At 69.6% G+C, this 20437-nt stretch carries 20 protein-coding genes; 8 read left to right on the top strand and 12 right to left on the bottom strand.

All coding sequences use genetic code 11. The features are described from left to right. Window positions 1–4 precede the first annotated feature (4 nt). Genes SCI24_RS06545 through SCI24_RS06535 form a run of 3 tightly spaced genes read left to right on the top strand, consistent with a single transcriptional unit; the run spans window position 5 to window position 3295 of the window. Window positions 5–1465, top strand: a complete 1461-nt coding sequence (locus SCI24_RS06545) for an aldehyde dehydrogenase family protein (RefSeq protein WP_318724612.1) — start codon at window positions 5–7, stop codon at window positions 1463–1465. A 14-nt stretch (window positions 1466–1479) separates the two neighbouring features. Beyond that, on the top strand, window positions 1480–2358 hold the full coding sequence (locus SCI24_RS06540) for an NAD(P)-dependent oxidoreductase (RefSeq protein WP_318724611.1): 879 nt from the start codon (window positions 1480–1482) through the stop codon (window positions 2356–2358). A 16-nt stretch (window positions 2359–2374) separates the two neighbouring features. Then, the gene (locus SCI24_RS06535) at window positions 2375–3295 is read left to right on the top strand and encodes a DMT family transporter (protein WP_318724635.1); all 921 of its coding nucleotides are present in this window, start codon (window positions 2375–2377) and stop codon (window positions 3293–3295) included. A 12-nt stretch (window positions 3296–3307) separates the two neighbouring features. Here the strand turns inward: SCI24_RS06535 and SCI24_RS06530 are convergent, their stop codons facing one another. After that, window positions 3308–3883: a biliverdin-producing heme oxygenase gene (locus SCI24_RS06530; RefSeq protein ID WP_318724610.1), complete on the bottom strand. Its 576-nt coding sequence runs from the start codon at window positions 3881–3883 to the stop codon at window positions 3308–3310. A gap of 112 nt (window positions 3884–3995) precedes the next feature. On the opposite strand from SCI24_RS06530, the gene SCI24_RS06525 reads away from it, so the two are divergent. From SCI24_RS06525 to ahpF, 3 genes are all read left to right on the top strand, one after another. Then, entirely contained in the window at window positions 3996–4388 is a 393-nt protein-coding gene (locus SCI24_RS06525; RefSeq protein WP_318724609.1) for a ribonucleotide reductase subunit alpha, read from the top strand. Window positions 4389–4525: 137 nt separating this feature from the next. Beyond that, on the top strand, window positions 4526–5089 hold the full coding sequence (gene ahpC, locus SCI24_RS06520) for an alkyl hydroperoxide reductase subunit C (protein ID WP_106229529.1): 564 nt from the start codon (window positions 4526–4528) through the stop codon (window positions 5087–5089). Window positions 5090–5261: 172 nt separating this feature from the next. Next, a complete protein-coding gene (ahpF, locus tag SCI24_RS06515) occupies window positions 5262–6833 on the top strand; it encodes an alkyl hydroperoxide reductase subunit F (RefSeq protein ID WP_318724608.1) in 1572 nt (523 codons plus the stop codon). Window positions 6834–6940: 107 nt separating this feature from the next. Here ahpF and SCI24_RS06510 read toward each other — a convergent pair whose 3' ends face one another. Then, a complete protein-coding gene (locus SCI24_RS06510; protein ID WP_318724607.1) occupies window positions 6941–9028 on the bottom strand; it encodes a diguanylate cyclase in 2088 nt (695 codons plus the stop codon). 213 nt (window positions 9029–9241) lie between these two features. Between SCI24_RS06510 and SCI24_RS06505 the strand changes: the two genes are divergently transcribed. Continuing rightward, a complete protein-coding gene (locus SCI24_RS06505) occupies window positions 9242–10033 on the top strand; it encodes an EAL domain-containing protein (RefSeq protein WP_318724606.1) in 792 nt (263 codons plus the stop codon). Between the two features lie 7 nt (window positions 10034–10040). Here the strand turns inward: SCI24_RS06505 and SCI24_RS06500 are convergent, their stop codons facing one another. The 10 genes from SCI24_RS06500 to SCI24_RS06455 form a co-directional block, all read right to left on the bottom strand. Continuing rightward, window positions 10041–10406 carry a DUF6164 family protein gene (locus tag SCI24_RS06500; protein ID WP_318724605.1) on the bottom strand — a complete coding sequence of 122 codons (366 nt, stop codon included), beginning with the start codon at window positions 10404–10406 and terminating at the stop codon, window positions 10041–10043. Between the two features lie 43 nt (window positions 10407–10449). Further along, complete coding sequence (locus SCI24_RS06495; protein WP_318724604.1) at window positions 10450–11001, bottom strand: hypothetical protein; 552 nt, start codon at window positions 10999–11001, stop codon at window positions 10450–10452. Between the two features lie 81 nt (window positions 11002–11082). After that, on the bottom strand, window positions 11083–11634 hold the full coding sequence (locus SCI24_RS06490; protein ID WP_318724603.1) for a nitrous oxide reductase accessory protein NosL: 552 nt from the start codon (window positions 11632–11634) through the stop codon (window positions 11083–11085). Between the two features lie 41 nt (window positions 11635–11675). Further along, window positions 11676–12500 carry an ABC transporter permease gene (locus SCI24_RS06485; protein ID WP_318724602.1) on the bottom strand — a complete coding sequence of 275 codons (825 nt, stop codon included), beginning with the start codon at window positions 12498–12500 and terminating at the stop codon, window positions 11676–11678. Continuing rightward, the gene (locus SCI24_RS06480; RefSeq protein ID WP_318724601.1) at window positions 12497–13441 is read right to left on the bottom strand and encodes an ABC transporter ATP-binding protein; all 945 of its coding nucleotides are present in this window, start codon (window positions 13439–13441) and stop codon (window positions 12497–12499) included. Before SCI24_RS06480 ends, SCI24_RS06485 begins: the two co-directional genes overlap by 4 nt. Then, the gene (locus tag SCI24_RS06475; RefSeq protein ID WP_318724600.1) at window positions 13438–14784 is read right to left on the bottom strand and encodes a nitrous oxide reductase family maturation protein NosD; all 1347 of its coding nucleotides are present in this window, start codon (window positions 14782–14784) and stop codon (window positions 13438–13440) included. Before SCI24_RS06475 ends, SCI24_RS06480 begins: the two co-directional genes overlap by 4 nt. A 55-nt stretch (window positions 14785–14839) precedes the next feature. After that, entirely contained in the window at window positions 14840–16714 is a 1875-nt protein-coding gene (gene nosZ / locus SCI24_RS06470) for a TAT-dependent nitrous-oxide reductase (protein WP_318724599.1), read from the bottom strand. 4 nt (window positions 16715–16718) lie between these two features. Next, window positions 16719–18857, bottom strand: coding sequence for a transcriptional regulator NosR (gene nosR / locus SCI24_RS06465; RefSeq protein ID WP_318724598.1), 2139 nt, complete (start codon window positions 18855–18857; stop codon window positions 16719–16721). An 83-nt stretch (window positions 18858–18940) separates the two neighbouring features. Continuing rightward, entirely contained in the window at window positions 18941–19258 is a 318-nt protein-coding gene (locus SCI24_RS06460; RefSeq protein WP_318724597.1) for a cytochrome c, read from the bottom strand. A gap of 184 nt (window positions 19259–19442) precedes the next feature. Further along, a complete protein-coding gene (locus SCI24_RS06455; protein WP_318724596.1) occupies window positions 19443–19895 on the bottom strand; it encodes an Rrf2 family transcriptional regulator in 453 nt (150 codons plus the stop codon). Window positions 19896–20044: 149 nt separating this feature from the next. Between SCI24_RS06455 and SCI24_RS06450 the strand changes: the two genes are divergently transcribed. Further along, on the top strand, window positions 20045–20437 hold a 393-nt coding region (locus SCI24_RS06450; protein ID WP_318724595.1), incomplete at its 3' end, for an NnrS family protein.

Here is a 20437-nt window from a genome sequence, read left to right as displayed (position 1 = left end):
CAACATGCATTCCCTTCCCCAGATGCCGCCGAGCCAGGCCCTGATCGGTGGCGAGTGGGTCGCGACCCAGGCGACCCTGGACGTGGAGGCGCCGTCATGCGGCGAGAGCATCACCTCCATCGCGCGCAGCCAGCAGGCGGATATCGAGCTGGCCGTCTCGGCGGCCGGCCGCGCCTTTTCCGGCCGGCTCGACGAATGGTCTCGCTGGACGGCCCGCCGGCGCAGCGAGTGGCTGCTGGCCTTCGCCACGGCCATCGAGGCCGATCACGAGCGGCTCGCCGCCCTGGAGTGCGTGGATACCGGCAAGCCGATGACCCAGGCGCGCGGCGACATCACCGCCTGTGCCCGCTATTTCCGGTTCTATGGTGGCGCGGCCGACAAGCTGCATGGCGAGACGATCCCCTTCGAGAACGACTTCGCCGTGATGACGCTGCGCGAGCCCTATGGGGTCTGCGGGCAGATCATTCCCTGGAACTACCCCGCGCAGATCTTCGGTCGCTGCGTCGCCGCGGCCCTGGCGGCCGGCAATACCGTGGTGCTCAAGCCCGCCGAGGACGCCTGCCTGAGTGTGCTTCGCCTGGCCGAGCTGGCCGTGGAGCATGGCCTGCCGGCGGGCGCGCTAAACGTCGTGCCCGGCCTTGGCCGCGAGGCCGGTGCCGCGTTGTCGGCGCACCCCGGCATCGATCACCTCTCCTTCACCGGTTCCCCGGAAACCGGCACCCAGGTGGCCCAGGCCGCGGCGGTCCACCATGTGCCGGTCACCATGGAACTGGGCGGGAAGTCGCCTCAGATCCTCTTCGCCGATGCGGACCTGGAGGCGGCGCTGCCCTTCGTGGTCCGCGGCATCATCCAGAACGCCGGCCAGACCTGCTCCGCGGGCAGCCGGCTGCTGGTGCAGCGAGAGGTGGCCGATGAGGTGCTGGGGCGGCTGGCCGAGCGCTTCGAGGTCCTGCGCTGCGATGCCGGCGAGGCGGACGCCGATTGCGGCCCGCTGATCAATGCCCGCCAGAAGGCGAAGCTGGAGGCCCGCCTGGAGGCGGCCCGCGCCGACGGCATCCGCACCCTGGCCCGCGGTCGGCTGGCGGAGGGGGCGCCCGCCGGCGGCCACTTCGTGGTGCCGCAGCTGCTGGTCGATATCCCCGCCGGTCACGAGGTGCTGCGCGAGGAGCTGTTCGGGCCGGTCCTGGCGGTGCAGGTCTTCGACGACGAGGCGGAGGCCCTGGCACTGGCCAATGGCACCGACTTCGGCCTCTGCGCCGGCATCTGGACCCGCGACGGCGGTCGCCAGCTGCGCCTCGCCAAGGGCGTGCGCAGCGGCCAGGTCTTCGTCAACAACTATGGTGCCGCCGGCGGGATCGAGCTGCCCTTCGGTGGCGTCGGCCGCTCCGGGCATGGTCGCGAGAAGGGCTTCGAGGGGCTGCGCAGCTATACACGCATCAAGACCATCGCGATCCACCACGGATGAGCAGGGAGGCAACGATGACACAGACACTGCGTATCGGCCTGGTCGGGGCCGGTCTGATGGGCCACGGCATCGCCCGCAACATCCTCCGGGGCGGCTATCCGCTGACGATCCTGGAGCATCCCGGCAACCAGCCGGTGGATGATCTGGTAGAGGCGGGGGCCCAGCTGGCGAGCACGGGGCGCGAGGTGGCCGAGGCTGCGGATGCGGTGCTGCTCTGCGTGACCGGCTCGCCCCAGGTCGAGGCGGTGCTCTTCGAGCCCGGCGGGGTGCTGGAGGGCCTGGCGCCGGGGGGCTTGGTGATCGACTGCTCCACGGCGCTGCCGAGCTCCACGGCCCGGGTCGCCGATCGGGTGGTTCAGGGCGGCGGCCACTTCATGGATGCCGCCATGACCCGGACCCCCCGGGAGGCGGAGGAGGGGCGCCTGAACCTGATCGTGGGGGCCCCTCCGGCGCTGTTCTCACAGGTGCGGCCGCTGCTCGAGAGCTTCGCCGAGAACATCACCCATGCCGGCGGGGTGGGGGCCGGGCACACCCTGAAGCTTTTGCACAACTTCGTCTCGCTGGGCTTCTCGGCGGTGCTGGCCGAGGCGGCCGCGGCCTCGCGCCGGGCGGGCATCGACGATGCGGCCTTCCTCGAGGTGGTGGGCAAGGGCGGCGGGGGCGGGGTGGTCTTCGACCGCCTGCGGCCCTTCATCGCCGAGGGCGACGCGTCCGGCTTCCGCTTCAGCGTGGCCAATGCCACCAAGGACCTGGGCTACTACCATGCCATGACCGACGAGCTGGGGGCCGGTCGCAAGGTCGCCGAGGCGGTGGAGGCGCTGTATGCGGGGATCGACGACCAGGGCCTGACGGTGCCGGAAGTCATCCGTGTCCTGGAGGGGGAAAAGGGCTGATGGAGGCACGCCCGTGATGGCAGGGCGGTCGGGCGCCGGGCTCTCCCACCGCCAGCAGGGCCTGCTGCTGACCGGTGGCGGGGCGCTGATCATGTCGCCGGATGCCCTGCTGATCAAGCTGGCGGCCCTGCCGGATGCCGAGATCCTGATGTGGCGGGGGCTCCTCTCGGCGCTGGGGTTCCTGGTGATCGCCCTGGCGCGCTACGGCCGCGGCACCCTGGCCGCCTACCGGCGCTGCGGCGGCACCGGCATCGCCGTGGCGCTGCTCTTCAGCCTGACGACCTGCGGCTTCGTGCTGGGCAACCAGTACACCAAGGCGGGCAACGTCCTGCTGATCCTTGCGGGGGCGCCGCTGATCGCCGCCCTGCTGTCCCGCGCGATCCTTGCCGAGCGACTGCCGCGGCGTACCTGGCTGGCGATCGGGCTCTGCATGCTGGGCATCGGGATGATCGTGATCGACGACACCGGGGCCGGCTCCTGGGTGGGCAACGCCTTCGCCCTGATGGCCGCCACCACCCTGGCGCTCAACTTCACGCTCTGCCGTCGGCGCCCCGGCGTGGACATGAGCCCGATGCTGGTGTTCAACGGCCTCATCGTGGGCGGTGGCGCTGCCCTGGCGCTGTGTCTGGGCGGTGGCGGGATCGACATGCCGCCCATCGATCGCTGGCTGCTGGTGGTCCTGCTGTGCCTGTTCATCGTGCCGACGGGCGTGACCCTGCTGCAGCGCGGGCCCCTCTACCTGCCCGCCGCCGAGGTCGGCCTGCTGCTGCTGCTGGAGGTGGTGGTGGGCACCCTCTGGGCCTGGTGGCTGCTGGGCGAGACCCCGGCACCGATCGCCCTGGTCGGGGGCGGGCTGGTGCTGGGCACCCTGGTGACCAAGGGGCTCTACGAGCGGCGCCTGGAACTGCGCCTGCGCGGGGCGATGACCTCCCGTTGAAGATATACCCGATTATGCCCGGAAGTGGGTGTCCAGCCGATGGTGGAAGCGGGCGAAGGCCTCGCGGGCGCTGGCCAGGGCGATTTCCCTCTCCCCCGGCGGACAGAGCGCCTCGAGTTCGGCCAGGCGCCGCGACCACTCCCCGGGGGGCATGGCCAGGGAGAAGAAGGCGTGCGGCACCCCGGGGCCCAGGGTCCGGCGCAGCCGGTCGGCAATCACCCGGCCGCCCAGGCGGGAGCCCTCCAGCACGTAGAGCTCTCCCGCCAGGGTGGCGGGGGAGGCCGGGGGAGGTGCGGCATCGGCGGCGAGCGCCTCCGGTGTCAGGCCGAGGGTGCCGAGGTCATCGGCGAGGCGAGGCAGCCGCCGTGGCACCCGGAGTCGCAGCCCGAGCCGGGAGATCTCGCGGCAGACGCGGTTCTCCAGCGCCGCATGGGCGGGATAGAGCGCCTGCAGCGAGGCGGCGTAGGCCTCCCGGGTCAGGGTGGGGGCGAGCAGGCACTGCAGCGCCGGGTGATGGTCCAGGGCGCGGTGGGAATCGCGGGTGGCATCGCGCAGCTGACGGGCCAGCGGTGGGGTAGGGGGGCTCATCGGCGCTCCGGAACGTGACCTGGGTCGCATGGGCCGCGAAACCCCCTTCCCGAAGCGGAGCCGGCCCGTTACGCTGCCTGCCACGATACCATCCCGAATCGGAGGAGTGCCCGTGGCCATTTCCTGTTATGCCGACCTGCTGGACGAGGCGCGTGCCCAGCCAGAGCCGCAGCGCCTGCTGTTCGTCTTCACCCGCGCCGAGCTGCCGGACCATCCCAGCGAGGAGCAGCGGCGTCGCTTCGAGCAGGGCGAGGGCGGCGTGCTGACCCCGGTGGTCTGCGTCGACAAGGCCCCCGAGGAGCTCTCCGACATGGCCGCGCTGGTGGCGGAATCCCGGGAGACCGGGGCCGACTGGGACATCGTCTTCGTGGCGGCCCTGGCCGGCGAGGACGCCCAGGCCCAGGCCGAGCAGCACCTCAACCGCATGGTGGAGTCGCTCAAGATGGGCAACATCTCGCAGTTCCTGGCCTTCGACCGCCAGGGCGAGGCGGTGAGCATCGGCTGACGCCTGCCGTCATGGACCATAGGGTTGAATTATCAGGTCCATGACGCCATTCAATTTACGCTATCGGGAGATACGGGCTACCATGCGCCCCGTATCGCCGTCACCCATTCAACGAAAGTCGAAAGGAGCACTACCGAATGTCGCTGCTGAACACCGAAGTCAAGCCGTTCAAGGCCACTGCCTACCACAATGGCGAGTTCATCGACGTCACCGAGGAGAGCCTGAAGGGCCAGTGGAACATCTTCTTCTTCTATCCGGCCGACTTCACCTTCGTCTGCCCCACCGAGCTGGGTGACCTGGCAGACAACTACGAGGAGTTCAAGAAGCTGGGCGTCGAGATCTACAGCGTCTCCACCGACACCCACTTCACCCACAAGGCGTGGCACGACAGCTCGGAGACCATCAACAAGCTGCAGTATCCGATGCTGGCCGACCCGACCCACGCCATCTCGCGCAACTTCGAGGTGCTGATCGAGGAAGACGGCATCGCCGAGCGCGGCACCTTCGTGGTCGACCCCGACGGCAAGATCCAGATCATCGAGCTGAACGCCGGCAACATCGGCCGCAACGCCGAGGAGCTGCTGCGCAAGGTCAAGGCCGCCCAGTACGTGCGCGCCAACCCGAACGAAGTCTGCCCGGCCAAGTGGGAAGAAGGCGAAGAGACCCTGTCTCCGTCCCTGGACCTGGTCGGCAAGATCTAAGCGATCTGCCCCCCGCCGGCGAGGCCCCTCACGGCCTCGCCTGCCCCGCCCGGGTATCCCCTGCCCGGGCCCTGATTCCGGAAGCATGAGCGAACTGGGCTTCCCCGCACGGGACGTCCCGGCCCCCTCATGCCTCCACCCCGACACCCGAACATGAAGGAATGTCGCTGTCATGTTGGACGACAATCTGAAAAGCCAGCTCAAAGCCTATCTGGAAAAGGTCACCCAGCCCTTCGAGATCGTCGCGTCCCTCGATGACGGCGCCAAGTCGAAGGAACTGCACGGTCTGCTGACCGACATCGTCGGCCTGACCGACAAGATCACCCTCAAGCTCGATGGCCAGGACGCGCGCCGCCCCTCCTTCGCGCTCAATCGCCCGGGCGAGGAGACCGGCCCGAGTCGGGAAACTGGAGTCGTGTTCGCCGGCCTGCCCATGGGCCACGAGTTCACCTCCCTGGTGCTGGCGCTGCTGCAGGTGGGTGGCCATCCGCCCAAGGCCAGCGACGAGGTCGTCGAGCAGATCAAGGGCCTCGAGGGCGAGCTCCGCTTCGAGACCTACTTCTCGCTCTCCTGCCAGAACTGCCCGGACGTGGTCCAGGCGCTCAACCTGATGGCGATCCTCAACCCGGGCGTCCACCATGTCGCCATCGACGGCGCGCTGTTCAAGGACGAGGTGGAGGAGCGCCAGGTGATGTCGGTGCCGAGCATCTACCTCAACGGCGAGCCCTTCGACCAGGGCCGCATGAGCCTGGAGCAGATCCTGGCGAAGGTGGACACCGGCGCCGCCGAGCGCGAGGCCGCCAGGCTCGGCGAGAAGCCGACCTTCGATACCCTGATGATCGGCGGCGGCCCGGCCGGCGCCGCGGCGGCGGTCTATGCCGCGCGCAAGGGCATCCGCACCGGGGTGGCCGCCGAGCGCTTCGGCGGCCAGGTGCTCGACACCATGGCCATCGAGAACCTCATCTCCGTGCCCCATACCGAGGGCCCCAAGCTGGCCGCGGCGCTGGAGGAGCACGTCAAGGAGTACGAGGTCGACATCATGAACCTGCAGCGGGCGGTCAAGCTGGTGCCCGGCCGGCCCGGCGAGGAGCACGAGGTGCAGTTCGAATCCGGCGCCAGCCTTAAGAGCCGGACCCTGGTGCTTGCCACCGGCGCCCGCTGGCGCGAGCTGGGCGTGCCCGGCGAGGCCGAGTACCGCAACAGGGGCGTGGCCTACTGCCCCCACTGCGACGGTCCGCTGTTCAAGGGCAAGCGCGTGGCGGTGATCGGCGGCGGCAACTCCGGCGTCGAGGCGGCCATCGACCTGGCCGGCATCGTCGGCCACGTCACCCTGATCGAGTTCATGGACGAGATGCGCGCCGACGCCGTGCTGCAGAAGAAGCTGAAGAGCCTGCCCAACGTGGAGATCATCCTCGGCGCCCGCACCACCGAGGTGAACGGCGACGGCACGCGGGTCAACGGCCTCACCTTTGAAGAGCGCGCCAGCGGCGAGATCCGCCAGGTCGAGCTCGAGGGCGTCTTCGTGCAGATCGGCCTGGTGCCCAACACCGAGTGGCTTCAGGATTCGCCCATCGAGCTCTCCGAGCGCGGCGAGATCGTGGTCGACGCCCACGGCATGACCTCGGTGCCCGGCATCTTCGCCGCCGGCGACGTGACCACCGTGCCCTACAAGCAGATCGTCATCGCCATGGGCGAGGGTTCCAAGGCCGCCCTGGGCGCCTTCGACTACCTCATTCGTCAGTGACACGCGTTCGCCAGTGATGCACCCCCGGGGCGTCGTCGACGCCCCTGGGCCCTTCCCCTGCCCCCGCCGGTGTACCGGCGGGGGCAGGGTCGTTCATGGCCGGCGCCTTACGCCTGAGCGGCGCTCTCCGTCGCCTGCTCCACGCGGTTGCGCCCGTTCTGCTTGGCCCGGTACATCGCCTCGTCGGCCCGCGCGACCAGGCGCTTGCGGGTATCGCCGGGGTGCCAGCTGGCCACCCCGACGCTGATGGTCACACGGCCCAGCTCCCCCAGCTCGACCTCCTCCACGCACCGGCGCAGGCGCTCCGCCAGGGGGAGCGCCCCCTGCCCGTCGCAGTGGCTGGCCAGCACCAGGAACTCCTCGCCGCCCCAGCGCCCCAGGGTGTCGCTGTCGCGCAGGGTGGCCTGCAGGGCCCGGGTGATCTCGACCAGCACCCGATCCCCGGCCTCGTGGCCGTGGGTGTCGTTGAACTGCTTGAAGTGGTCCACATCGAACAGCAGCACCGCGCAGGGGTAGCCGTAGCGCTCGGCGGCGTTCAGGGCCGCATCGATGGCCTGCTCCATGCGATAGCGGTTCCAGCTGCCGGTCAGGCTGTCGCTGAAGGCCAGCGACTGCAGCTGCTCGTTGACTCGGCTCAGCTGAACGTTCAGCCGGTGGATCTGGTGGCCGGAGGCCAGCACGGCGAGGTCCTCGGCGAGGTCGCCGGCGGCGCGGCGCTCGATGGCGCCCCAGGCCCGGCTGCGCCCCGCGACCTCCTCCTGCCACTGGGCGAAGGAGCGGCGCGGGGTCATGACCAGCCTGCCATCCCGTTCCATGGGCACGTCCTCGGGCTTGCCGGCCCAGCGCCTCGCCTCGCGCTGCTCGTGCCGGAACAGCATCAGCCAGGCGGGCCGGTGCTCGTCGGTGGGCAGCGGGGCGGCGAGCAGGCCGCAGAGGTCACCCTGCTGCCACTCGGCCAGCGGCGTCTCCCCCAGCGCCTGGGTGGACCAGGGCGTGTCGTGGCGCTGGTGGCGGCCGAGCCACACTGCCATCGCCTTGAGCCGACGGTCGTCCGGCCGCCGTCCGACCCCCTGGACCCTGTCTTCCTGGACCAGCGCCACCCCGGCGGCACGCAACAGGTCGAGCCACTGCTGGCCGTGGCGCTTGACCATCTCGCCGGGGTCGACCAGCAGCCCGCGCTCCCCGGCCAGCAGGTCGCGGCTGTCGTGGATACTCTGCAGCAGTCGGGCCTCGGCACGGGCGCGTATCAGCATCAGTCGCGGAAGGGCGATCTGCACCAGGGCGCGTGCGGCATCCCGGTCCGCCGCTGACAGGGGACTGGGGCGCAGGCCATGGCAGGCCAGCAGGCCCCACAGCCGTCCCTCGTCATGCATGGCGATGGAGAGGGAGGCGCCCACCCCCATGTTGCGCAGGTACTCCTGGTGGATGGGGGAGACCGCGCGCAGCACGCCCCGCGAGAGGTCCAGCGGGGCGGGATCCTGCGGGTCAGTGGCGGGCACCAGCGGGACCGGGTCCGCGGCGGCATCGGGGATGCTTCGAACCCGGTTGATGTCATAGAGCCGGCGGACCTGGGCGGGGATGTCGCTGGCCGGGAAGTGGTGTCCCAGGAAGCTCTCGGTCGGGGGCAGGCGGTGCTCGGCGACCACCCGGCCGTTCCACTGTTCGTCGAAGCGGTAGACCATCACCCGCTCGTGACCGGTGAGTCGCTGGACCATGCGGGTCAGGGCGTTGAGCAGTCGCTCCTCGTCATCGATCTCGCCCACCTGGACCAGCCATTCGTTGACCAGGGCCAGCAGGCGCCGCTCATCGGGGCGGGCAAGGGGCTCGAGCTCTACCACCAGCCGCGCGCCGCTGCGATAGGCGACCACGTGCAGGTGGTGCTCATGCCCCTTCACCCTGAAGCGGGTGGTGAGCGCCGCAGGGAGTCGCTCCTGGTCGGTCAGCTCCCGCTGCAACCGGTCGTACAGCCGCTCGCCGAGGAGCTCGCGGGGCGCGCGGCGCAGGGCCTCGGCGACGCCGATCCCGAGCACCTCCTCGAGGTTGGCACTCACCTGCCGGACCTGGCGCATGGCGCCATCCAGGCTGATCAGGCACCCCGCCGGCTGGATGGCCCCCGGGATGTGCACCGGCTCCCGCGCGCAGGCCTCCAGGGCGGCGGCGATCTGGGCATCGCTGTAGCGTGTGGGGGCGTTCAAGGGTTGGTGTTCCTCGTAGGGTCTGGCGATGACCCTACACCCTTGCCGGAGCGGCGTGAACTGCCTGGCACTACCGGCCCGGGCACGAAGATTGCGTCACCCCCTCGCCCTTGGGATAGTGGGGCCGTCGTTGCCTGCCCTCGGCCAGGCCGACAGCTCCCCCGCACCGGTTTGCCGGGGAGGAGACCGCCGAGCACTGACAAGGAGTCGCCGATGTCGAGCTGTGCGCGAGTCGCGGGGCACTGCGGCCGCTGCGAAGGGGAACTGCCCTTCGACTTCACCATGGCCTTCCAGCCGATCGTCGACGTGGACGCGGCGCGGGTCACCACCTACGAGGCGCTGGTACGGGGGCCGGGAGGGGAGTCGGCCTGGAGTGTTCTCGCCCAGGTCACCGATGAGTTGCTCTACCGCTTCGACCAGGCGTGCCGGGTGCGGGCCATCGAGATGGCCAGCGCGCTGGGCATGCGCGAGAACCTCTCGATCAACTTCCTGCCCAACGCGGTCTACGAGCCCGAGGCCTGCATCCAGGCGACCCTGGACGTCTCGGCGCGGGTCGGCTGGCCCACCGAGCGCATCGTCTTCGAGATCACCGAGACCGAGCGGGTCAGGGACCGCCAGCACCTGCGCAGCATCATCGAGGCCTATCGCGCCATGGGCTTCGCCACGGCGCTGGACGACTTCGGCAACGGCTACGCCAACCTGGACCTGCTCACCGACCTCACCCCCGACCGCCTCAAGGTCGACCGCGAACTGATCATGGGCTGCGACGGCGACCGGCGCCGCCAGGTCCTGCTGCAGGCCGTGAAGTCACTGGCCGACGAGCTCGACATCCTGCTGATCGCCGAGGGCGTGGAGACCCGGGAGGAGGCACTGTGGCTGGCGCGCGCCGGCATTACCCGTCAGCAGGGCTACTTCCATGCGCGGCCGGCGGTGGCCGCCCTGGCCGAGGACCTGGGGCCGGCGCTGGCGGCGCTGCGCGACGAGAGTCGCCGGCCGCGCGGCTGAAGCGGCATCAGCCGACCAGCCACAGGAAGGGCAATAGCGAGAGGGCGAGCACGGCGCCGACGAGCAGGGCGAGCAGCAGCGTGCGGATCGGCTGGCGCGCCAGGCGCCGCCAGAGGGTAGGGGCCTCGCCGCGTTCGGCGAGGGCATCATGCTCGCGCCGCATGCGCTCGCCGAGGGCCTGCTGGTAGGCGTCGATCAGCTCACGGGCCCGCGCCAGCTCGTGCGGGTCCCGCAGCCAGATCGCGGCCACGCCGAGCCCCCAGAAGCCCGCCCGGGTCTCGAAGGTCTCCAGGCCGTGCTCGTCGAGCAGCCGGCGAACCTCCTCGGCCTCCTCCTCCGGCACGTTGCGCAGGTGAAACAACAGCACGGCCACGCCTTCTCCTCCTCTCGATCCCTGCGAACCCTGTGCGGTCCGCTCAGCGCCCGGCCTCGTCGCAGAGGCGGCGCAGGCGTTCGATCGCCTCGCCGGCGCCCTCCAGGCCGAAGACCATGAACCAGGGGTCGTCGGGGCCGCGCATCATGCGCAGGCGCAGCAGTTCCCCCTCGGCCATCTCCTCGAGCAGCAGGTCCAGGTCGGGGAGCGCGAAGCGCACGTAGAAGCCATCGTCGCCACGCTCGGTGACGAAGGCGGCGATGCCACTGTGGATGGTCGCCTGATCGACGCGCAGGTCGGCGGGCACGCGGTTCACCGTGGCGCTCTCGGCCTGGTTCTCGGCGAGGGCCACGCGCAGCTCCAGCCATGGCACGTCGCAGGCCCCGGCGCTGGCGTTGACGCTGAAGATGGCGTCGCTGTAGCTCTGCTGGTCGATGGCGCGGAAGTGGCGCTCCTCGCCCAGCGACAGCACGAGGGAGTGCCAGCCGCCATGGGCCTGGACATCGCCGGTGTTGTAGTCGGTGGCCGACGCGGCGCCGGCCAGGGCCAGGCAGAGCGGCAGCAGAAAGGGGGCGAGACGGTTGAGGCGGGGCATGGCGTGGCGCTTCCTGGGGCGGCGATGCGCCGAGGCTAGCACGGAGGCCAGGGGCTGTCCTGCCCCCGGCGCCCGCGCGCGTCAGTCGTGGCCGGACATATCGCCCATGCCCTGGTCGACATCGCCACCCAGTTCGCCGCGGCCCAGGCGCCCCAGCAGGTCGAGGTCGATCTCATCGAAGACCACCAGCTCGCCGCCGTGCGCCTCGCGGAAGGCCTCGGCGTCGGCCTCGACGGCGAACGAGGCCAGGGTGTGGCCCATGGCGCCGCGCCGATCGTGGCCTACCACGTACCAGGCCTCCTCGGCGCGGATGAACGCCTCGTCCGACGGCTCCCCCCAGGGGGTCACGCCGATGTCGTGGACATAGGCGTGGGAGACCTGGGTCTCGTTCTCGGGCTGCTTGAGGAAGGCGAAGAGGTCCATGGTGGAGCAGAACTTCAGCGCCTCGCCCTGCTTCTCCATGAAGGCCTCGCCCTTGGGGCCGGGGTGCTCGGAGATCAGCATGCCGCAGACATGGCAGCTGTCGCCCGCCTCGATGGGCTGGGCGGCGGCCAGCGCCTCGGGCTCGGACTCACCGCAGGCGGCGAGCAGCAGGGCGGTGATCAGCAGCAGCGGCAGGATGAGTCGTTTCATGGGGTCTCTCTACGGGAGTGGCGATAGGAATCGGCAAGCGGTCAGGCGGCACGGCGGCGGAAGCGCAGCAGCGCCAGGCCCAGGGGCACCAGGATCCAGGCCACCAGGATGGCGGTGACCACGGCGGGTCGGAAGGCGCCGCCCTCGGCGATGGAAGTCAGGCCGGTGTAGCTGCGGGCGGCCTCGAAGCCGGCCAGGTTGAGCAGGCGGAAGCATTCGGTGGGGTTGAGCAGCAGCAGCCAGGGCAGCCAGTCGCCCCCCCGCTCGACGCTGACCAGCAGCGCCAGCAGGCCCAGGTCGAAGACCAGCACGAACAGGAACCACACCACCAGCGCCAGGCCGGCGGCGCGGGCCTTCTCGGTGACCCAGACGCTGATCAGGTAGGCGAAGGCGATGAACACCCAGCCGAGCAGGATGCTGCTGCCGATCAGCAGGGCCATGCCGGCGGCCAGCTCGGTCAGCGCCACGCCCTCGGCACCCAGCGCGATCACCGCTCCGGCGACGGAGAAGCCCAGCGCCGTGGCGGCGGCCAGGATCAGGCCGTGGCCGAGGAACTTGCCGAGCAGCAGCTGGGTGCGGCTGATGGGGTAGGTGAGCAGCAGCAGCAGGGTGCCCGCCTCCTGTTCGCCGACCACGGCATCGTAGGCCAGCAGCAGGGCGATCAGCGGGATCAGGAACACCGCGAGCGTGGCCAGGCTGACCACGGTGGTGGCAAGCGACGTGAAGCCCAGGCCGCCGCTGGCGGCGGCCCCGAACCAGGCGATGCCCACGGCGAGGAAGGCCAGCACCAGGGCGATGGCCAGCACCCAGCGGTTGCGCAGGCCGTCGCGGAACTCCTTGCCGGCGATGGTCAGGATGGCATTCATCGGGCGTCTCCTCGTTGCTCGGGCGAGAGGCCGGCGGAGAAGTGGGTGTAGAGGTGCTCCAGGGTCGGCGGCAGCAGCTCGATGTCCTCGATGCCGGCGGTGTCGGTGAGCCGGCGCAGCACGGCGAGCTTGGCGTCCGGCGGCACCGTCAGCGTGACCTCGTGGCCGTTGACGGGGTTGGCCGCGATGCGCGGGTCTTCCCAGCCGGCCAGGCGCGCCGCGAGGTCGCCGTCGCTGCCATGGCCCCGGGCGCGCACGGTGATCGGCAGAGCAGCCTGCTGGCGCAGCTCCGCCAGGCTGCCCAGCGCCAGGCGCTTGCCGCCGCCGAGGATCAGTGCGCGGTCGATGTAGGGCTCGACCCCGGGCAGCACATGGGAGGAGAGCAGCACCGTGCAGCCGCGCTCGCGCAGGCTTCGCACCGTGTCGTAGAAGTCGCGGGTGGCGGCCGGGTCGAGGCCGGTGGTGGGCTCGTCGAGCAGCAGCAGGCGCGGGTCGCCGAGCAGCGCCTGGGCGAGGCCCAGGCGCTGGCGCATGCCCTTGGAGTAGGTCTTCACGCGTCGGCGGGCGGCGTGGCCGAGGCCCACCTGGTCCAGCAGCTCGTCCACCTGGCGTCGGTCGACCCGCTTGAGCCGTGCGAAGTAGTCGAGCACCTCGCGGCCGCTCAACTGCTCGTAGAAGCTGACGTTCTCGGGCAGGTAGCCCAGGCGGCGGCGCAGCGTCTCGGCGTGGCTGCCGTCGGGGGCGCCGCCGAGCACCGCCACGCGCCCTGCGCTTGGCGAGAGCAGCCCGAGGATCAGGTGCATGGTGGTGGTCTTGCCGGCGCCGTTGTGGCCCAGCAGGGCCAGTACCTCGCCCTCGCTCACCTGGAGGTCGAGGGCGTCGAGGCGCACCAGCTCGCCGTCGCGGCGGGTGACGCCCTGGAAATCGATCACCGCGGTCATGCGCTGGTGTCTCCGAGGTTGTGTTGGTTCAAGCCGGGTTCATCCAGGTCGGGTTCGTTCATCAGTGGATGGCTGTCCTTGACCCCCTGGGGGCGGAACACCGGGAACTGACGCTGTACCCAGCGCAGCGCCAGCACTGCGGGGCTATGCATCAGCAGCCGCGCCACCGGGTAGCGCCACAGCAGGCGGTCCATGGCATCGTTGGGTTCAAAGGGGGTGTCGCCGATGCCGTCGCCGGCCAGGTCCCAGCCCAGGTAGTCGCTCCAGTGGTTGCCGCGCCCCGCCTCGGACCACTCCTGGGCCCGGGTAGCCACGTACATCACCTGCTGGCGGTTGTCGACGAAGGCATTGCCCACCAGTTCGTTGTCCTCGGAGCCGGCGGTGAGGTGGATGCCGATGTCGCTGTCGGCGAAGCGGTTGGCCTCGAAGCGATTGTACTGGGCGTTGTAGACGAACAGCGCCTTGCCCTCGCCGCCGCTGACCAGCCCCTGGCCCTGGGCGTCGCGGCGCTGGTGGACGCCGCTGACGCGGTTGCCGCGCAGGGTGGAGTGAGTGATGTTGTTCATCAGGATGCCGTAGTGGCGGTCGTCATCCGAACGGTTGCCGATCACCTCGAGTCGCTTGGACTGCATCAGCGCGTACCCGGTGCGGGTGTCGCGGGTGCTGTTCCCCTCCAGGCGGTTGTCGTGGGCGTACATGTAGTGCACGCCGTAGCGCAGGTCCTGCATGTGGTTATCGCGCAGCAGGCTGTGGCTGCTGGTATCGATGTAGATGCCGTCGCGGGTGTGGCGGATGTCGTTGCCGGCCACGGTGACGTCCCGGACGTTGAACAGGTGCACGCCGTTGCCGCGATCCTGGGAGCGCAGCGATTCGTCGCCGCGGATCACGTTGTCGAGCACCCGTACCCCGGTCACGGCGTCGAGCCAGATGCCGAAGCCGGGGCCTTCGAGGCGCGAGTCGCGGATCACGCTGCCGGTGGCACTGGCCTCGACGAAGAGGCCGGCATCCATGTCGGTGAGGTTGGCGCCCCAGTTCTCGATTGCCACGCCCTCGATCACGATATCCGGGGCCTCGAGCACCACGGCGTGGCCCTCGCCGCCGCCGTCGATCACCGCACCCGGCTCGCCCGAGAGGGTCAGGGTACGGTCGATGACCAGCGGCCCGGGGTAGCGTCCTTCGGGTAGCATCAGGCGGTCACCGCTGCCGGCCTGCTCGATGAGCGGCTGCAGCGGCTCGCCGGGGCGAGCCGTCAGGTCGGCGGCCAGCAGGCCGCCCGGCAGCCACAGGAGCAGCCAGGCGGCAAGAAATAGTCGAGGGACGACGTCTCGCAGTCGTCGGGTCATGCATCTCTCCAGGAAAAGGCGGGGCCGGGCGTCTGCCCGGCCCCGATGGGTGCTATCAGGCCTTCTCGACCAGCATGCGGCCGGTCATCTCCATGTGCATGGCATGGCAGAACCACGAGCAGTAGTACCAGTACACCCCGGGCCTGTCGGCGGTGAAGGTGACGCTGGAAGTCTGCTGCGGGCCGATCTCCATGGAAGCCCCGTGATTGACCATGACGAAGCCGTGGGTCAGGTCCTCCACCTGGTCGAGGTTGGTCACCACCACGGTCACCTCGTCGCCCTGCTTGACCTTGAACTCGGTGAGGCCGAACTGCGGGGCGATGGAGGTCATGTAGACCCGCACCCGGTTGCCGTCGCGAATCACCTTGTTGTCGCTTTCCAGGGTGACGCCATCGGCCTCGGCCATGGCCACGGTCTCGGCGAAGTAGGGGTCGTCACGCGTCCAGGTCCGCGCAGGGTTGAGCTGGTCGGCGCGCAGCAGGATGCAGTCGTGGGGCTCGGCGAAGGTGGGGCCGTCGTGGACCAGCTTCATCTCCTCGCCGGAGATGTCGATCAGCTGGTCGTTCTCCGGGTGCAGCGGGCCCACCGGCAGGAAGCGGTCCTTGGAGAACTTGGAGAGCACCACCAGCCACTTGCCGTCTGCGTCCCGGGACTCGGTGAGGCTGGCGTGGTTGTGGCCCGGCTGGTAGTGGACGTCGAGCTTCTGGCGCAGGTAGTTCACCTCCTCGCCGTTGTAGGCGCGGATGGCGTCCTCGATGTTCCACTTGGCCACCTGGCTGTCGATGAACAGGGTGGTGTAGGCGTTGCCGCGGCCATCGTAGGTGGTGTGCAGCGGCCCCAGGCCCAGCTCCGGTTCGCCGACCACGGTGTCGCGCGGTTCGATGGCGTCATCGAACAGCTCGGGGAGCTTGTCGATGGCGATGATGGTGCAGGTCGGCGAGAGCTTGCCGTTGGCGATGAAGTACTTGCCGTCCGGCGAGGTGTTGAGACCGTGGGGGTTCTTGGGCACCGGGATGTAGCGGGTCAGCTTCGAGCCCTTGCGGCCGTCGAGCACCGGCACCTCGCTGTCGCCCAGCGTCTCGTGGTCACCGGCTTCCACGGCGGCCTCGATGGCCTCGACATCGAACACCACCACCCAGTCGCGCTCGGCGCGCATGGTGTCGGCCAGGGTCATGCCCTTCTCGGAGTTGTAGCAGGTCGAGGCTACGAAGCGGCCGGTGTAGTCGGCGTCGGTGTTGTCGAGGTTGCCGTCGACGATCACCTGCCAGGCCACCTCCATGCTCTCGGCATCGATGGCGTTGAACATGGTGAAGTAGTTCTCCGGCGTCTCCAGGTCGCGGCCGTCGTTGACCTGGGGAATCGGCAGTTCGGCATTGGCGAAGACGTACTTGGTGTGCGGCACCTTCTGCAGGCGCAGGCCGTGGATCGCCTGGACGTTGGGGATGGTGGTGATCTTGTCCGTCTTCATGATGTCGAGACGGATACGCGCCACCCGAGTGTTGGCCTTGTCGTTGATGAACAGGTACTTGCCGTCGTAACGGCCATCGGTCATGGAAATGTGCGGGTGGTGGCAGTCGCCGTTGAGGAAGCGCGCCGAGTCGCCGAGGATACGCCTTGACTCGTTGGTGATGCCCCAGCCGGTGGCGCTGTCGATGTTGAACACCGGGATGCGCATCAGCTCGCGCATGGAAGGGATGCCCAGCACCCGGACCTCGCCCTGGTGGCCGCCGCTCCAGAAGCCGTAGTACTCGTCGAGCTCGCCGGGCGCGACCTCGATACCGTTCTCGGCGGCCTGGGCCTCGCGACTGCTCATCAGCGCCCCGGCGCCGAAGCCGCCGGCCAGGCTCGCCCCGGCGACACCGGTCACTGCGCTGTTGCGCAGGAAGTGGCGGCGGCCAAGGTTCTCGATCGATTTCTTCTTGTCACTCATGGATTCACTCCTCCTGAAGGGTCGGGATTCGCTGCATCTTGCGTTGTCCGGCACTGCCGGGGTCGTGGGTCTCGACGCCGCCCTGTCCCGCGGCCAGGCGTGCCGCCTTCTCGTAGCGCTTGCGACGCTTGATCACCGGCGGGCAGCGCTGGTCATCGTGGTAGGTGATCTGGCAGTCGAGACAGTAGTGGCACTCGTTGGCATTGATGCGGCCATCGGGGTGGATGGCGGCCACTTCGCATTCGTTGGCGCAGATCTGGCACGGGGTGCCGCAGCTGCCACGATGCCGCTTCAGCCAGTCGAACAGGCGCAGGCGGGCGGGGATCGCGAGGCCGGCGCCCAGCGGGCAGACGTAGCGGCAGTAGAACTTGTGGTTGAAGGCGGAGATCGCCACCAGGCCCAGGGCGTAGAGCAGGAAGGCCCAGTCGCGCTGGAAGCGCAGGGTGATGGCGGTCTTGAAGGGCTCCACCTCGGCGTAGCGCTCGGCGGTGCCCAGCGAGTGCAGCGAGAGGGCGAAGAGTGCCAGCAGGATGATGTACTTGATGGCCCAGAGGCGCTCGTGGAGGCCGAAGGGCACCTCGATCTGCTTGACGCCCAGCCTGCGGGCGGCCTTGTTGACCAGGTCCTGGAGGGCGCCGAAGGGGCACAGCCAGCCGCAGAAGACGCCGCGGCCCCACAGCAGCAGGCTTACCGCCACGAAGGACCAGAGGATGAACATCATCGGGTCGATGAGGAAGGAGCTCCAGCTGAAGCCGCTGATCAGCGAGTTGGTGAAGGTGAGGATGTTGACCACCGAGAGCTGGGCCAGGGAGTACCAGCCGATGAACACCAGGGTGTAAACCAGAAAGCCCAGGCGCAGCGGGCGCAGGATCCTCGGGTGGCGCGCCAGTACGTCCTGGAACAGCATGATGCCGGTGAGCACGATCAGGCCGGCGGCCAGCACGGCGATCTGGAAGGCCTTGTCGCGCCATACCTGCACCCAGATCGCCTCCTCCACCGGCGGCTCGGGGCGTTCGATGTAGGCCTCGGGGACGCTGTAATCGGCGCTGAAGCGGCTGAACTCGGTGTCCAGGGGGCCGGAGGCGCGGCGTACCAGCAGCTCCAGCTGCCAGGGCTGGCCGGGGTCGAAGGCGGCCTGGTCGCGAACGATGAAGATGTCGCGCTCGTCGAACGGCGGCGCGCCCTCGATGCCGAGGTTGCCCAGGCGGATATGGTCGCGGTCGTGGAAGCTGACGTTGGTGTTGCCCTGGGAGAGCTCGAGGCGGTCGAAGATGCCGCCGCGCACGTAGCCCGACCCCTTGAAGGAGTAGTCGCCGCGGCCCATCACGGCGATGGCGTGCTCGCCCTCGTCGAGCTCGGCCATCAGCTGGTCGTATCCGGTGTCGCCCAGCAGGTTGCGGCCGGCGGTGGGCGGGTTCAGGTAGGTGTAGAAGAGCTCGATGAAGGTGCGGTCGGCCGGCTGCGGGGTGTGCAGGTAGTCCTCGGCCGGGGTGCCGGCGAAGGACTCGTCCACCTCGCCGTGGGTCAGGTGCAGGCGGCGAATGGTGCCGTCGCCGGTGAGCGTCGCCCAGTCGGCGGGCTCGAAGACCTCTTCGCGGACCGTCGCCGCCGGGGCGGCGGAGGGGTCGGCGATCAGCCCCTGTTCGGCGGCCACCTGACGGGCGGCGCGCATGATGGTGTCGCTGACCACGATGACGGTGACGGTGGCGCCGGAGATGGCGTCGAGGTTGTCGCCGACCTTCATGCGGTCGTTGACATGGGCGGGGACGTGGTCGTCGGCAAACCCCTCGAGCTTCGACTCGGGGATGCCCACCAGCATGATGGGCTCCTCGTGGCCGAGGATGTCGGCCTGGACGATCTTCCCTTCCAGGTCGATGCCCACCAGGAGGTTGACCGGCTTGCCCGAGTAGGCCGGGATCGGGGCGATGTCGACGCTCTCGAAGGCGTAGCCCAGCAACTCGTCACCGGCGCGCACCTCGCTCACCGGCCACTGGGACTCCGCCGGTTCCAGGCGCTCGGCGGCGGGGAAGCCCTCGCGGACCTGCTCCAGCTCCAGGGCGTGGAGCGCCGGGGTGATCAGCAGGAACAGCAGGCCGAGCAGCAGGGCGGCGACGCCGGCTGGCCGAGGGGGTCGTGCGGGCATGGCGAGGTCCTTGGGGGCGTGAGCCTGGGCGGCATCCCGGCGGCCGCCCGTCAGCAGAGGCCGGCCCGAGGGCCGGCCGGGGATCAGGGCTCGAGGTTGGCGTAGTAGGCGGAGATGTCGGCGATGTCCTCATCGGAGAGCCCCTGGGCCTGGGGCGCCATGATCGCGGACATGCCGCCGCCACGCTGGCCGTCGCGGTACGCCTTCATGGCGCTCTCCAGATAGGCGGCGGACTGGCCGGCCAGGTTCGGATAGATCGGCGCGGTGCCCATGCCGTCGGTGCCGTGGCAGGCAGCGCAGGCGGCGATCTTGCCTTCACCGGCCTCCGGGTCACCGGCGGCCTGGACGTCCATGGCCAGGAAGGCCCCGCCCAGCAGGGCGGCAACGAGCAGTGACTTCATAACATACCTCCGAAATGCATCTTTAAGTGCTTGAAAAAGCCCGAATTGGGCAACGGCCGCACCGGGCGATCGAGGTCATGATGCCAGTCGTCGCCCGGGCGAGGCTTGACGTGCGTCATGTTCAGCCTAGTCCCGGCGGCGCAAAAGGTAAAAGAGGGTGCTAATGCATAATTGCGAGGGTGGCTCAGGCGTCGGGCGGGGTGTCGTCGAGCTGCAGCAGCCGCACCAGCCTGGGACGCTGCGGGCCGAGGAGGTCGGCCAGGGTGTAGTGGTCGAGCACGGCGAGGAAGGCGGCGAGCGCCTCGGCCAGGATCGGCTTGAGCCGGCAGGCGGGGGTGATGATGCACTCGTTCTCGTCGCCGAAGCACTCCACCAGGGAGAGGTCTCGTTCGGTGTCGCGGACCAGCTCGCCCAGGGGGATCGTCTCGGGGGCGCGCTTGAGCAGCAGGCCGCCGTTCTTGCCACGGATGGAGGTGATATAGCCGCGGTGGTTGAGGTCCTGCACCACCTTCATCAGGTGGTTGCGGGAGATCTCGAAGCGCTCGGCGATCTCGGTGATGGTCGAGCGCTGCTCGCCCTTGACGGCCAGGTAGATCAGCACGCGCAGCGAATAGTCGGTGAATCGGGTCAGGTGCATGGGGGTCCCGGCGCGTCGGACGCCTCGCAAGGCGTGGTGAGAAAACCATTTATTCTAACATCATGCCTGTTCGGTTTGGTTCGCGACCGCGGCATTCGGCCGCGTGGCAGCCGATTGGCGTGGCCACCCGTAAGATGTAATTTATATGCATGTTATGGTTCGTTGCCAGTGACCCAGGTCAAGCCGGTGGCTCCCGCCGCAACGACCGGCGCCCCGCCTGGGCGCTGTTCTTTCCGCTCGCCGCCCTGCACGCGGCCCTGACGGTGCCGCTGTCGCTGGTGGCGATGTTCGGCGGGCTGGCAACGCCGGCGGCCCATGGCCGCGAGCTGCTGTTCGGCTTCGCCCTGGCGGTGATCGCGGGTTACCTGCTGGGGCCGCTGCCGCCCCGCCGGCTGGCGCTCCTGGCGGGGTTGTGGCTGGTCGGGCGGCTCGGGGGCCTGGCGGGCTACCCGGCCTGGCCCGTGCTGCTGGCCGATGCCGCCTTCGCCCTGCTGCTGGCCGCCCGATTGGTGCCGCGCTTCCTGGCGGCCAAGAAGTGGCGC

The sequence above is a fragment of the Halomonas sp. genome (assembly GCF_033549285.1).
In the GTDB taxonomy this organism is placed as follows: domain Bacteria; phylum Pseudomonadota; class Gammaproteobacteria; order Pseudomonadales; family Halomonadaceae; genus Halomonas.
This window is presented reverse-complemented; position numbering and strand designations above follow the sequence as displayed.

What these genes read in the sequence shown, in the direction of transcription:
- SCI24_RS06545 (WP_318724612.1), top strand. Translation starts at nt 5, where the DNA reads ATGCATTCCCTTCCCCAGATGCCGCCGAGCCAGGCCCTGATCGGTGGC.
- SCI24_RS06540 (WP_318724611.1), top strand. Translation starts at nt 1,480, where the DNA reads ATGACACAGACACTGCGTATCGGCCTGGTCGGGGCCGGTCTGATGGGC.
- SCI24_RS06535 (WP_318724635.1), top strand. Translation starts at nt 2,375, where the DNA reads ATGGCAGGGCGGTCGGGCGCCGGGCTCTCCCACCGCCAGCAGGGCCTG.
- SCI24_RS06530 (WP_318724610.1), bottom strand. Translation starts at nt 3,883, where the DNA reads ATGAGCCCCCCTACCCCACCGCTGGCCCGTCAGCTGCGCGATGCCACC.
- ahpC (WP_106229529.1), top strand. Translation starts at nt 4,526, where the DNA reads ATGTCGCTGCTGAACACCGAAGTCAAGCCGTTCAAGGCCACTGCCTAC.
- ahpF (WP_318724608.1), top strand. Translation starts at nt 5,262, where the DNA reads ATGTTGGACGACAATCTGAAAAGCCAGCTCAAAGCCTATCTGGAAAAG.
- SCI24_RS06505 (WP_318724606.1), top strand. Translation starts at nt 9,242, where the DNA reads ATGTCGAGCTGTGCGCGAGTCGCGGGGCACTGCGGCCGCTGCGAAGGG.
- SCI24_RS06495 (WP_318724604.1), bottom strand. Translation starts at nt 11,001, where the DNA reads ATGCCCCGCCTCAACCGTCTCGCCCCCTTTCTGCTGCCGCTCTGCCTG.
- SCI24_RS06490 (WP_318724603.1), bottom strand. Translation starts at nt 11,634, where the DNA reads ATGAAACGACTCATCCTGCCGCTGCTGCTGATCACCGCCCTGCTGCTC.
- SCI24_RS06485 (WP_318724602.1), bottom strand. Translation starts at nt 12,500, where the DNA reads ATGAATGCCATCCTGACCATCGCCGGCAAGGAGTTCCGCGACGGCCTG.
- SCI24_RS06480 (WP_318724601.1), bottom strand. Translation starts at nt 13,441, where the DNA reads ATGACCGCGGTGATCGATTTCCAGGGCGTCACCCGCCGCGACGGCGAG.
- SCI24_RS06475 (WP_318724600.1), bottom strand. Translation starts at nt 14,784, where the DNA reads ATGACCCGACGACTGCGAGACGTCGTCCCTCGACTATTTCTTGCCGCC.
- nosZ (WP_318724599.1), bottom strand. Translation starts at nt 16,714, where the DNA reads ATGAGTGACAAGAAGAAATCGATCGAGAACCTTGGCCGCCGCCACTTC.
- nosR (WP_318724598.1), bottom strand. Translation starts at nt 18,857, where the DNA reads ATGCCCGCACGACCCCCTCGGCCAGCCGGCGTCGCCGCCCTGCTGCTC.
- SCI24_RS06460 (WP_318724597.1), bottom strand. Translation starts at nt 19,258, where the DNA reads ATGAAGTCACTGCTCGTTGCCGCCCTGCTGGGCGGGGCCTTCCTGGCC.
- SCI24_RS06455 (WP_318724596.1), bottom strand. Translation starts at nt 19,895, where the DNA reads ATGCACCTGACCCGATTCACCGACTATTCGCTGCGCGTGCTGATCTAC.